Origin of the sequence: Neorhizobium sp. BT27B (assembly GCF_050455485.1) — a bacterium.
Taxonomy (GTDB): domain Bacteria; phylum Pseudomonadota; class Alphaproteobacteria; order Rhizobiales; family Rhizobiaceae; genus Neorhizobium.
On record NZ_JBCIYT010000010.1, the window covers coordinates 1 to 11713 of the forward strand.

At 59.2% G+C, this 11713-nt stretch carries 14 protein-coding genes and 1 riboswitch; of the genes, 1 reads left to right on the forward strand and 13 read right to left on the reverse strand.

Going from position 1 to position 11713, the window contains the following annotated elements:
* Positions 1-205: 205 nt before the first annotated feature.
* From AAIH70_RS23090 to AAIH70_RS23125, 8 genes are all read right to left on the reverse strand, one after another.
* Complete coding sequence (locus AAIH70_RS23090; RefSeq protein ID WP_132278449.1) at positions 206-1927, reverse strand: ABC transporter substrate-binding protein; 1722 nt, start codon at positions 1925-1927, stop codon at positions 206-208.
* Positions 1928-2009: 82 nt separating this feature from the next.
* Positions 2010-2291, reverse strand: coding sequence for a DUF2160 domain-containing protein (locus AAIH70_RS23095; RefSeq protein ID WP_132278447.1), 282 nt, complete (start codon positions 2289-2291; stop codon positions 2010-2012).
* A 16-nt stretch (positions 2292-2307) separates the two neighbouring features.
* Entirely contained in the window at positions 2308-3138 is an 831-nt protein-coding gene (locus AAIH70_RS23100) for a carbohydrate ABC transporter permease (protein ID WP_132278445.1), read from the reverse strand.
* Positions 3139-3148: 10 nt separating this feature from the next.
* Complete coding sequence (locus tag AAIH70_RS23105; protein WP_132278443.1) at positions 3149-4018, reverse strand: carbohydrate ABC transporter permease; 870 nt, start codon at positions 4016-4018, stop codon at positions 3149-3151.
* Between the two features lie 2 nt (positions 4019-4020).
* A complete protein-coding gene (locus AAIH70_RS23110) occupies positions 4021-5106 on the reverse strand; it encodes an ABC transporter ATP-binding protein (RefSeq protein WP_132278441.1) in 1086 nt (361 codons plus the stop codon).
* An 11-nt stretch (positions 5107-5117) separates the two neighbouring features.
* The gene (locus tag AAIH70_RS23115; protein ID WP_132278439.1) at positions 5118-6200 is read right to left on the reverse strand and encodes an ABC transporter ATP-binding protein; all 1083 of its coding nucleotides are present in this window, start codon (positions 6198-6200) and stop codon (positions 5118-5120) included.
* A 51-nt stretch (positions 6201-6251) separates the two neighbouring features.
* Positions 6252-7760 carry a glycerol-3-phosphate dehydrogenase gene (glpD, locus tag AAIH70_RS23120; RefSeq protein WP_132278437.1) on the reverse strand — a complete coding sequence of 503 codons (1509 nt, stop codon included), beginning with the start codon at positions 7758-7760 and terminating at the stop codon, positions 6252-6254.
* Positions 7761-7889: 129 nt separating this feature from the next.
* Positions 7890-8651, reverse strand: a complete 762-nt coding sequence (locus AAIH70_RS23125; protein ID WP_132278435.1) for a DeoR/GlpR family DNA-binding transcription regulator — start codon at positions 8649-8651, stop codon at positions 7890-7892.
* Between the two features lie 301 nt (positions 8652-8952).
* Between AAIH70_RS23125 and AAIH70_RS23130 the strand changes: the two genes are divergently transcribed.
* Positions 8953-9489: a GNAT family N-acetyltransferase gene (locus AAIH70_RS23130; RefSeq protein WP_132278433.1), complete on the forward strand. Its 537-nt coding sequence runs from the start codon at positions 8953-8955 to the stop codon at positions 9487-9489.
* Positions 9490-9541: 52 nt separating this feature from the next.
* Here the strand turns inward: AAIH70_RS23130 and AAIH70_RS23135 are convergent, their stop codons facing one another.
* Genes AAIH70_RS23135 through AAIH70_RS23155 form a run of 5 tightly spaced genes read right to left on the reverse strand, consistent with a single transcriptional unit; the run spans position 9542 to position 11471 of the window.
* The gene (locus AAIH70_RS23135; RefSeq protein WP_132278431.1) at positions 9542-9874 is read right to left on the reverse strand and encodes a type II toxin-antitoxin system HicB family antitoxin; all 333 of its coding nucleotides are present in this window, start codon (positions 9872-9874) and stop codon (positions 9542-9544) included.
* The gene (locus AAIH70_RS23140) at positions 9871-10125 is read right to left on the reverse strand and encodes a type II toxin-antitoxin system HicA family toxin (protein WP_132278429.1); all 255 of its coding nucleotides are present in this window, start codon (positions 10123-10125) and stop codon (positions 9871-9873) included. The genes AAIH70_RS23135 and AAIH70_RS23140 overlap by 4 nt, the downstream gene beginning before the upstream one ends.
* A gap of 37 nt (positions 10126-10162) precedes the next feature.
* Positions 10163-10510 (reverse strand): hypothetical protein, encoded by a 348-nt coding sequence (locus tag AAIH70_RS23145; RefSeq protein WP_132278427.1) that lies wholly within the window; start codon positions 10508-10510, stop codon positions 10163-10165.
* 7 nt (positions 10511-10517) lie between these two features.
* Positions 10518-11267, reverse strand: coding sequence for a CbtA family protein (locus AAIH70_RS23150; RefSeq protein WP_430035798.1), 750 nt, complete (start codon positions 11265-11267; stop codon positions 10518-10520).
* A 15-nt stretch (positions 11268-11282) separates the two neighbouring features.
* A complete protein-coding gene (locus AAIH70_RS23155; protein ID WP_132278423.1) occupies positions 11283-11471 on the reverse strand; it encodes a CbtB domain-containing protein in 189 nt (62 codons plus the stop codon).
* A 25-nt stretch (positions 11472-11496) separates the two neighbouring features.
* Positions 11497-11706, reverse strand: a riboswitch (cobalamin riboswitch).
* Positions 11707-11713: the final 7 nt, after the last annotated feature.

Sequence of the window (11713 nt, forward strand, 5' to 3'; positions counted from 1 at the left end):
GTCCCCACCACTTCCTCAAGTCAACACCAACTTCGCAAAAATGTCATGTTTCGAAGCGGAAAAATGCGCATCCCCTGCGCCACAAGGGTTTCGCGGCCAATTTTTTTTCAAGACCCGCAATTGATCAAACAAAACAACATATCACAATGCGGGAAGCCGGAGCGCAAGGACACGCCCCGGCGGTATTTGCGATCGGAAACCGGTCTTATTTCTGCCAGCTCTTCACCAGTTCATCGTAATTGACAGTGATCGGCTTTTCCTTCTCGTTGGCGATCTTCAACTGTGGCGCCAGATTGCCCTTCGAGACGGCATCCTTGTTCCAATATTCAAGATCGTGCTCCTCGGCGAGTTTCGGGCCCATCTCCTTCTGGACACCGGCACGCTCCAAGCGCTGCAACACCTTCTCCTGCTCGGCGCATAACGAATCCATCGCTGCCTGCGCCGTCTTGGCACCCGACGACGCGTCACCGATCGCCTGCCACCACAGCTGCGCCAGTTTCGGATAGTCCGGAATGTTGGTGCCGGTCGGCGACCACTGGACACGGGCGGGTGAGCGATAGAACTCGATCAGGCCGCCGAGTTTCGGCGCACGATCCGTAAAGCTCTTGTGGTTGATCGAGCTATCGCGGATCAGCGTCAGGCCGACATGGCTCTTCTTGACGTCCACGGTCTTGGACACGACGAACTGCGCGTAAAGCCACGCGGCCTTGGCGCGATCGTCTGGCGTCGACTTGAGCAAGGTCCAGGAACCGACGTCCTGATAACCGAGCTTCATGCCTTCCTTCCAGTAGACGCCATGCGGGCTTGGTGCGAAACGCCATTTTGGCGTGCCGTCGTCATTGACCACCGGCAGCCCCTTTTTCACGAAGTCTGCCGTGAAGGCCGTATAGGTGAACATCTGCTGGGCCACTTCGCCCTGCCCCGGGACCGGCCCGGATTCGGAGAAGGTCATGCCGTTGGCCGCGGCTGGCGCATAGGCCTTCATCCAGTCGAGATATTTCTGGATGGAATAGACGGCGGCCGGACCATTGGTATCACCGCCACGGGCGACGCAGGAACCCACCGGCTGCGACTTTTCGTTGACCTTGATGCCCCATTCATCAACCGGCAGGCCGTTCGGCAGGCCCTTGTCGCCATTGCCGGCCATGGAGAGCCACGCATCGGTGAACCGCCAGCCGAGCGACGGGTCCTTCTTGCCATAGTCCATATGGCCATAGACCTTCTTGCCGCCCACTTCGCGGCCGGTGAAGAACTCGGCGATATCCTCATAGGCGGACCAGTTGACCGGAACGCCGAGGTCGTAACCATACTTGGCCTTGAAATCCGCCTTGTTCTTGGCGTCGTTGAACCAGTCGTAACGGAACCAGTAGAGGTTGGCGAACTGCTGGTCGGGCAACTGGTAGAGATCGCCATCCGGTGCGGTGGTGAATTTCAAGCCGATGAAATCATCGAGGTCGAGGCCGGGATTGGTGACATCCTTGCCTTCATTAGCCATCCACTTGGTCAGCGAGCGCGCCTGCTGGTAACGCCAATGGGTGCCGATCAGGTCTGAATCGTTGACATAGGCGTCATAGACGTTTTCGCCGGACTGCATCTGTGTCTGCAGTTTTTCCACCACATCACCTTCGCCGATCAGGTCGTGGGTGATCTTGATGCCGGTGATTTCAGAAAAAGCCTTGGCCAGAACCTTGGATTCATATTCATGCGTGGTGATGGTTTCGGAAACCACCTTGATATCCATGCCGGCAAAAGGTTTTGCCGCATCGATGAACCATTGCATTTCCTTTTCCTGCTCGGCGCGCGAAAGCGACGACTGATCGCCGATTTCCGCATCGAGGAATTTTGTGGCAGCCGCCATGTCGGCGAAAGCCGAACCCGTCATTGCCAGCAGCATGGCTGCCGTTGTCGTCATAAGATGCCGTCGCATATCTCGTCCTCCCGGTTGATGCGATGCAGTCACTTTGGCTTGCGACGACCGGATCTCCTCCCGTCGCCGTATGTCTTTGACCTCAGACGAAACGGAATACGCCGATTGCGTAAACCACCGACAAGGCCAGAGCCCACCACAGGCTGGGGCCTCCAAGACCCAGCCATGCAAGATGAATAAAGGCCGATCCGAGCAGTGACACGAACAGGCGGTCTCCGCGTGTCGTCTCGAACCGCAGGATGCCGACCCGCGGGCCACCGCCCGGCGAAAGATATTCCCAGACACCCATTGCCGCGATCAGCGCAAAGATGGTGATGAAGAACAGGGCCGTCGGCAGCGTCCAGGCCATCCATGAAAATGTCATCGGCTTCTCCCCTTCCCTAGACGCGGCCTAGGGCAAAGCCCTTGGCGATGTAGTTGCGGACAAAATAGATGACGAGCGCGCCGGGAATGATGGTGAGCACGCCAGCGGCCGCCAGCACGCCCCAGTCCATGCCGGAGGCCGATACCGTGCGGGTCATGGTGGCTGCGATCGGCTTGGCGTCGGTGGTCGTCAGTGTGCGGGCGATCAGCAGTTCCACCCATGAGAACATGAAGCAGAAGAAGGCGGCGACCCCGATGCCGGAGGCGATCAGCGGCATGAAGATTTTGACGAAGAACCGCGGGAAGGAATAACCGTCGATATAGGCGGTCTCGTCGATCTCCTTCGGCACGCCGGACATGAAACCTTCCAGGATCCACACCGCCAGCGGCACATTGAACAGGCAATGGGCGATGGCAACGGCGATATGGGTGTCGATCAGGCCGAAGGCGGAATAAAGCTGGAAGAAGGGCAGCGCGAAAACGGCGGGTGGCGCCATGCGGTTGGTCAGCAGCCAGAAGAAGAGGTGTTTGTCGCCCAGAAACCGGTAGCGCGAAAACGCATAGGCCGCAGGCAGCGCCGCAGCAACCGAGATCACGGTGTTCATCACCACATAGATGATCGAGTTCAGATACCCGTTATACCAGGCCGGATCGGTGAAGATGACGGTGTAGTTGCGAAGCGTCGGATTGGTCGGCCACAGCGTCAGCGGCCCCAGAATCTCGCCATTGGTCTTGAAGCTCATATTCACGAGCCAGTAGATCGGCAAAAGCAGAAAGAGAATGTAGAGCGTCGGAATGAGGAAACCGAAGCGGGCGCCGGAGCTGTTGTTGACCAGACTGTTGTTCATGGCGCTCTCCTTATCCTTGCTCGGCATCGCTCTGGGTCATGACGGTGTAGAACACCCATGACAGCAGAAGGATGATCAGGAAGTAGATGATCGACATCGCCGCCGCCGGCCCGAGATCGAACTGCCCGACGGCCATTTTCACGAGATCGATGGACAGGAAAGTCGTCGAATTGCCCGGCCCGCCGCCGGTGACGACAAAGGGTTCGGTATAGATCATGAAACTGTCCATGAAGCGCAGCAGTACGGCGATCAGCAGCACCCGCTTCATTTTCGGCAGCTGGATGAAACGGAAGACCGACCAGCGCGAGGCGCCATCGATGCGGGCAGCCTGATAATAGGCGTCGGGGATGGAGACGAGACCCGCATAACACAGCAGCACGACAAGGCTCGTCCAGTGCCAGACATCCATGACGATAACGGTTGCCCAGGCATGTGCCGGGTTCTGTGTATAATTGTAGGCAAAGCCGAGCCCGTTGAGAATGTATCCGAGCAGACCGATATCAACGCGGCCAAACACCTGCCAGATCGTGCCGACCACGTTCCAGGGGATGAGCAGCGGCAGGGCCATCAGCACGAGGCAGACCGGCACGCCGACGCCGTGTTTGGGCATGTTGAGCGCGATCAGGATGCCGAGCGGCACTTCGATGGCGAGAATGACGGCGGAAAAGATCAGGTTGCGCCAGAGGGCATCCCAGAAGCGCGGGGATGTGAGGATTTCGGTGAACCAGTCCGTTCCGGCCCAGAAGAATTCGTTGTTTCCAAACGTGTCCTGGACCGAATAATTCACCACCGTCATCAGCGGAATGACGGCGGAAAAGGCGACGAGCACCAGAACCGGCAGAACCAGAAACCAGGCCTTGTTATTCCAGGTCTTGTCCATGCTCAGCCCTCCTGCCCTTCAGTCACGGTTCTGGCGCGCCAGCTATCGACAAAAATGCCGATGGCCTGTTTGTCGAACGACACTTTTGCATCCGCTGGAATGTCGTCATCTTCGGCCAGCACGATCGATATCGGCTGGCCGCAGAACGTGGCGCGCACGATCTTCTGGCGGCCGATATCCTCCACCTTGTTGATGGTGACCGGCATGCCCTCGCGGCCAAGCCTGACGAATTCCGGGCGGATGCCGAGTTCGATCCGGCCCTGCCCCTCCAGCAACGGAGCGCCTGAGAGCGCAATCGTCTGGTCGCCGACGCGGGCCGTTGCCCCGTCGATTGTGGCCGGCATGATGTTCATGCCCGGCGAGCCGATGAAATAACCGACGAATGTGTGGCTTGGGCGCTCGAACAGTTCCGCCGGCGTGCCGATCTGGACGATCTGCCCGTCATGCATGACCACCACCTTGTCGGCAAAGGTCAGCGCCTCGGTCTGGTCGTGGGTGACATAGACCATGGTGACACGCGACTGCCGGTGCAGCCGTTTCAATTGCGAGCGCAGCACCCATTTCATATGCGGATCGATCACCGTCAGCGGCTCGTCGAACAGGATGGCGTTGACGCTTGGGCGCACCAGCCCGCGGCCGAGCGAGATCTTCTGTTTCTGGTCGGCCGTCAGCCGTTGCGCCCGGCGGTTTGCCATGCCGGCGAGATCGGTCATGTCGAGGATTTCGTTGACGCGTTTTGCGACCTCTGCCTCCGGCACCTTGCGATTGCGCAAGGGGAAAGCGAGATTGTCGAACACCGTCATCGTGTCGTAGACGACGGGGAACTGAAAGACCTGGGCGATATTGCGCTCTTCTGTCGAAAGCTGCGTGACATCCTTGCCGTCGAACAGGATACGGCCGTCAGACGGCTGCAGCAGGCCGGAAATGATGTTGAGAAGCGTGGTCTTGCCACAGCCGGAAGGTCCGAGCAGAGCATAAGCACCGCCATCTTCCCATTCATGATGCACTTCCTTCAGCGCATAATCTCCGGCAGCCTTGGCGCGCGGGCTGTAGGCGTGGCGGATATGTTCGAGTGTGATGCGTGCCATCCCGGTTCTCCTCACGCCGCCAGCGGCGCGGCGACAAGCGCCCGGCCGGTGTGCTGGTCGAATGCCATGAGATGGCGGCTGTCGAGATGGACCTCGATCTCGCGATCCTGCTCGATGTCGTGGATGCCATGCGCCAGCATCACCCAGCGACGGCCGGCGAAATCGAGATGAATGAAACTTTCCGAACCGGCGATTTCCGAGACCAGCGTGCGGGCTTTGAGCGGTGTGGTGTGGCCGTTTGCGGCATGCAAGAAAAGATGGTGCGGCTGGAAGGCCAGCACGATTGGTCCATCGGGCACAGACGACAGGTGCGGCGCCACCGGAATGACAGGTTGCCCTTCGAACAGGAAGGCATTGCCGGAACGCACAAGCTCGATCGTGTTAAGCGGCGGATCGGCAAAGATGCGCGCGGTAACGAGATCGGCAGGCTGACGGTACACGTCGACCGTCCTGCCGAACTGCGTCACGGCTCCCTCGTGCAGGGTGGCGGTATAACCGCCGAGCAGCAGTGCCTCGGACGGTTCGGTGGTGGCGTAAACGAAGATGGCGCCGGAGGCCGCGAAGAGTTTGGGCAGTTCCTCGCGCAATTCCTCGCGCAGCTTGTAATCGAGGTTTGCGAGCGGCTCATCGAGCAGGACGAGATTGGCGTTCTTGACGATGGCACGGGCGAGCGCCGTGCGCTGCTGCTGGCCGCCGGAAAGATTGAGCGGGGTGCGATCGAGATAGGGCGTGAGTTTCAGAAGGTCTGCCGCCTTCTTCACTTCGCGGTCGATTGTGGCGGCATCCTTGCCGGCAATGCGCATCGGCGAGGCGATGTTTTCATAAACGGACAGCGCCGGATAATTGATGAACTGCTGGTAGACCATGGCGACATTGCGCCTCTGCACCGGCAGACTGGTCACGTCGGCACCGTCGAAATGGATAGTGCCTTCAGTCGGCTTGTCGAGACCGGCCATCAGCCGCATCAGCGACGTCTTGCCGGCAAGCGTCGGTCCCAGCAGGACATTCAGCGTGCCCCGCTTTAATGTCAGGTCGGTCGGACGAATATGATATTCGCCCGCCACCGTCTTCGACACGTTGCGCAATTCCAGCATATGAACCTCGGGCCTCCCAACCCTCGGATACATGCGGTGATTTCGATGGCCTCAAGCGGCCCGGCGAACTCCCGCCATGTATTCCTCCAGTTCCCCGGCCTCCTCCGCCGTCAGGAACAATCCCTGCTTGGTGCGGCGCCAGAGCACATCCTCTGCCTTCAGCGCCCATTCCTTTTCGATCAAAAAGCGGACTTCCGCCTCATAAAGCGTGCCGCCGAAATGCTGGCCAAGTGCTTCCACTGTCTTGGCATCGGCAAGGATTGCCTTTGCATCAGTACCGTAACATTTCACCAGCCGTGCCGCGTGGCGCTTGGACAAGAACGGATAGGCCGACAGCAGTTTCCGCTCCTCACCGGCGGCACCCGTCACGGCGAAATCACCGCCCGGCAACCGGCTTTTTGCCGTCCACGGTGCGCCCTTGCTGCCGATCGCTTCGCCGATCTTTTCCAGCGCATGTTCCGAAAGCCGGCGGTAGGTCGTCAGCTTGCCGCCAAACACATTGAGCAGCGGCGCGCCATCGGCATCGACTTTCAGCACGTAATCACGCGTTGCTTCCTGCGCCTTGGAAGCGCCATCGTCGTAAAGCGGGCGCACGGCCGAATAGGTCCAGACGATATCATCCGCCTTCACGGGTTCGGCAAAATATTCGCTTGCCGCATTGCACAGATACTGGATCTCTTCCGCACTGATCTTAACGTTCTTCGGGTCCTCCGAATAGTCACGATCCGTGGTGCCGATCAGCGTGAAATCGGTCTCGTAAGGAATGGCGAAGAAGATGCGATTGTCCGGGTTCTGGAAGAAATAGGCGCGCGTATCATCGAACTTCTTCTTCACGATGATATGGCTGCCCTGCACGAGCCGGACATTATGGACATTGTTGCGGCCGATTGCGCCTGACAGGACCTGATCGACCCAGGGGCCACCGGCATTGACCAGCATGCGCGCCTGATGGTTCGTGGTGGCGCCGGAGACTTCGTCGCGAACCTCGATCTGCCACAACCCGGCCTCGCGACGCGCGGACACCACTTTCGCGCGGCTCATGATCTTTGCGCCGCGCTCGGCGGCATCGCGGGCATTCAGCACGACCATGCGCGCGTCATCCACCCAGCCGTCGGAATATTCGAAAGCCTTGCCGAACACCGGCTTCAACGGCCGGCCGGCCGGATCACTCTTCAGGTTCAGCGTTTTCGTCGCCGGCAGCAGCTTGCGGCCGCCGAGGTGATCATAAAGGAACAGGCCAAGCCGGATCAGCCAGGCCGGGCGCACGCCGCCCTTCTGGTAAGGCAGCACGAAACGCAGCGGCCAGATGACATGCGGCGCCATGGCCCACAGAACCTCACGCTCCATCAGCGCTTCGCGCACCAGACGGAATTCGTAATGTTCGAGATAACGCAGCCCGCCATGGATGAGCTTGGTGGCGCCGGAAGACGTGCCGGAGGCAAAATCGTTCATTTCCGCAAGTGCCACGGAATAACCACGGCCGGCAGCATCACGCGCAATGCCGCAGCCATTGATGCCGCCGCCAATCACGAAGAGATCGAAAACCGTATTGCCTGACATTGCCTTACCGATCTTGCGTCATCATTTTCGCATCGCACAAAATCACGCAGTTGCGAAACCAATAACAGTCTAAAATGAAAGAAAAACGAATGTCAAATGAAGATTGAGGAAAGCCAAAATACGGTGATTTCAGCCGGTCTCGACAAGTCGAACATCATTCTCATTGCAGATCCGCCTTATCTCAGGGGACGGACAGGAATCCGTTATAAAAGTATGGACCTGCGAGATATGCCCCATGCGAACCGGTGCGGTTCGCTCGAATTTGCTGGCATCGGAAACCAGGATGACATGACGCGCATTGGCCATGATCGCCTGCGCCACTTTCACCTCCCGAAAGTCGAAATCGAGAAGCGCGCCGTCAGCATCGATGGCGGATACACCGATGACCGCATAATCCACCTTGAACTGGCGGATGAAATCGACGGCGGCCTCGCCGACAATGCCACCATCGGACCCGCGCACCACGCCGCCGGCAATGATCACCTCGATCGACGGATAAACCCTCAAGCGATTGGCAACATTGATATTGTTGGTGATCACCATCAACTCTCGATGATCCACCAGCGCTTCGCCAACCGCTTCCGTCGTCGTGCCGATATTGATGAACAGCGAGGAATTGTCGGGGATGACATCGCCGGCTGCCTTGCCGATCGCCTGCTTCTGGGCGGCAGCCATCAGGCGGCGCGCATCATATTTAACATTCTCATTGCCGCTCGGGAAAACGGCGCCGCCATGGATGCGGTTCAGGGCCTTGCCGTCGCAGAGATCATTGAGGTCCTTGCGGATCGTCTGGGGCGTCACCTGGAAAAGGTTGGCCAGATCCTCGACCAGAACCTTCCCTTGCGCTTTCGCAATCGCCAGAATTTCCTCTTGCCGACCTGATAGCTGCATGACCTGCCCCGATTTTCGTTTTCCGCCATTTTAAAGAAAAACGAAACCGCAACAAGGAAATTCGAACGCATTTTTCAGCGCCGAAAATGCCTGCAACCCCCCCGTTGACAAGCCGTAGAATCAGGCGCATTTATCCTGTCATGATCACGAACCTATCCACCGCCCGCTCGTATTTTTGGTCGTACCTTTAAAGGGCGGCCAGACAGATCATATTGTCAAAAAAGCCGCCGTCAGGCGGCTTTTTGATGAAAACAGCGTCCTGATGGCAAACCTCTTAAAAGAAAAGCCAAGGACGAACACAATGCCCACCACTTCCGCCATCGCACTGGACCCGCTGAAATCAGCGGGCCATATCAATCTTGCCGAGGCAGTCATTGCCCGCCCGCCGGTCGTTGCCATTCGTGCCGCCCGCCGCGCCGACCTGCCGCAACTTGGCGAAATGATCACGGCTCTGGCCACGCACCACAACGATGCCGCCGCGATCACCCCTGAAATTCTCGAGCGCGATCTGTTTGGGCCCGTGCCATGGATCACCGCACTGGTGGCAGATGGCGGCGAAGGCCTGATCGGCTACGCCATTCTTGTGCCGCTCTACCGCGCCCAGGAAGGCCAGCGCGGCATGGACCTGCACCACCTGTTCGTGCGTGATGGCCACCGCGGCCATGGCATCGGCCACCATCTGGTCACGCGCGCACGCGATCTCGCTCGCAATGCCGGCTGCGATTACCTCTCGGTCGGCGCTGCCACCGGCAATTTTGCCGCGCATCGATTCTATGAACACATGGATTTCAAGCCGCGGCCGGTCACCGGCATGCGCTATACGCAGGCGCTGGCTTAAAGATTGCGCAACCGGCGATCCCTACCTTGGCTGGGATCGCCGGATGGCACCATCAGCGTGACGCGGCCTTGGCGAGAACTTCGCCGGCCCATTCGTTCAGGCTCTTTCCGGAAAGTTTGGCCGCCCGGGCGACATTGGCATGCACCTCGGGATCGATGCGAAACATGACGCGGCCGGAATAGGGCTTTTGCGGCTCTCGCCCGAGCTTTACACATGTTGCAAGATAGTCATCGACAGCTTCGTGGAATGCGGCTTTGAGATCACCAACATTATCTGCATGAAAGCCTATGACATCATTTATGCCTGCGATATGGCCAGTGAACAGCTCGTCGTCGGCATCGAACTCGATACGAGCGGCATAACCGTTGTAGTGCATGGCGTTCATGGCATTATACCCAGTTCTTTCAGAAACACTCTGGCGTCACGGACCTGATACCGCTTGGCCTCCTTGTCGGGATGCGGGCGATGAAAAGACGCAACCGCACCGTCCTTTTCAAAACGAACGCGTGAACCGCTGCCTTCGAGCAAGCGGCAACCAATAGAAATCAGCAGCGCTTCGATATTCGCCCACTCGATCGCAGGGGAAACCGGATCTCTGAAAATCGCCTCTAAAGTTTTCCGCTGTTTGGCGTTCATTCCGCAATATGGCCAACGCTAGCATTTTTTGCAAGCATCACTCTTTGCTCAAAACCTGACACTGTGCGCCTTTCCCCTCCCCCGCACCCACCTCAAGCTTGCCGAGCGCACGGCGAATATCGCGGCTGTTGAGATTGAGGCTGCGGCCCGGCGGGATCGACTGGCGATCGATCTTTTCCCATGCGGCCGCCTGAAAGGCGTGGGCGTGCTCTGCATGATAGGCAAGACAATCGGCACCGACAGGATCGGCGCCGATCAGAATGCGAAAGGCGCGGCGATGCACGAAGCAGGCCGCGCCATGGTCGTGACGACGGTCACGATCATCGGCAAGGACGGCGAAGCTGAGCGCATCGACATCATCACGCCAGATCGCCACCTCATCCATGACAACCTCAGGCCGACGGGCTGAGGCGTTTCAGGAATATGCCGCTGAGTGCGCCCAAGAGAGCCCAGAAGACAAAACTGGTGACGGTGGCGACAATGATGAAACGGCGCTCCAGTTCCAGCGGTGCCAACGGCTCTTCCCCGGCCGGCGGCAGCGGCGCGCCGATGACATGCGGGGCCGCGATCAGCACGATGGCCAGCACTGCTGCCCAAGGTTCGCGGCGCAGAAGCAGAAGTCCGATGCCTGCGGCGGTGGCCAGAGCCGTTGCAATCCACCATGTCTGGCGGGCGGCGAGTTCGGCAGCGGGGCTGCCCGGCAGTTCCGGTGGCAGGCCCACCATCGGCGCCAGCATCACCGAGGCAAAACCGGCAACGCCGAAAAACAGGCCGGTGCGCCAATTATGCTGGAGATTGGTCATCGACAGCAAAGCCGTCAGGACGAGCGAATAACCGATGGCGGTCAGCACATTGGCACCGAGCGTATAGGCTGTGCGCTCGAAACCGTCGGCAGGCGCCCAGCCATCGCCGTGGTCATGGCCTGCGGCTTCATCTGTCGTGGCGGCATGATCATGCGCGGCCACGCCGGGCGCGTGGGCATGCTCGGCAGGGGCAGCAGCTTCCGCCACGGCGGGAGCGGCATTTCCATAGGTTTCGGCCTTGAGGATCAGCGGTTCGGTCCCGACCATCTGCATCAGCGTGATGGCAATACCGGTTATGATCCCCACCGGGACGGCGGAGAAGACAATAGCTCTGAACATGTAAGATTGCTCCCCTTAGTGGCAGGGGAAAGCATTGGCATGACGGACGTCATGCGCAGCATTATGGACGACTTCCAGATGGGAAAAACCCACGAAGCCGATCACGAAAACCCCAAGGCAGGCTGCCATGGCGGACTGGACAAGATTGGAAGCCTTGGCGGAACCGGATGCCTTGGCCGCGGTCGTAGCGGTGTTATTCTGCATGGTGAAACCCCTCGTTGCACATGCGTTGCACATAGTCGCAATGGCAGGTCTCCTGGCTCGCAGGTCGTCGTCGCAGGGCGGGCCTTCCCGGTTTCCCAGTGGCCTTGATCGTCCGGACTCGCCGCTCACAGTTGCGGGGGCAGCCGCGAATGAGGAAAACTCCCTATCGCGTTCCCTTTTCATCCCCCAGCCTTCAAAGACAAAAACGAGGGGAACCATTGCGGGTGCAACTTGTGCGCCCG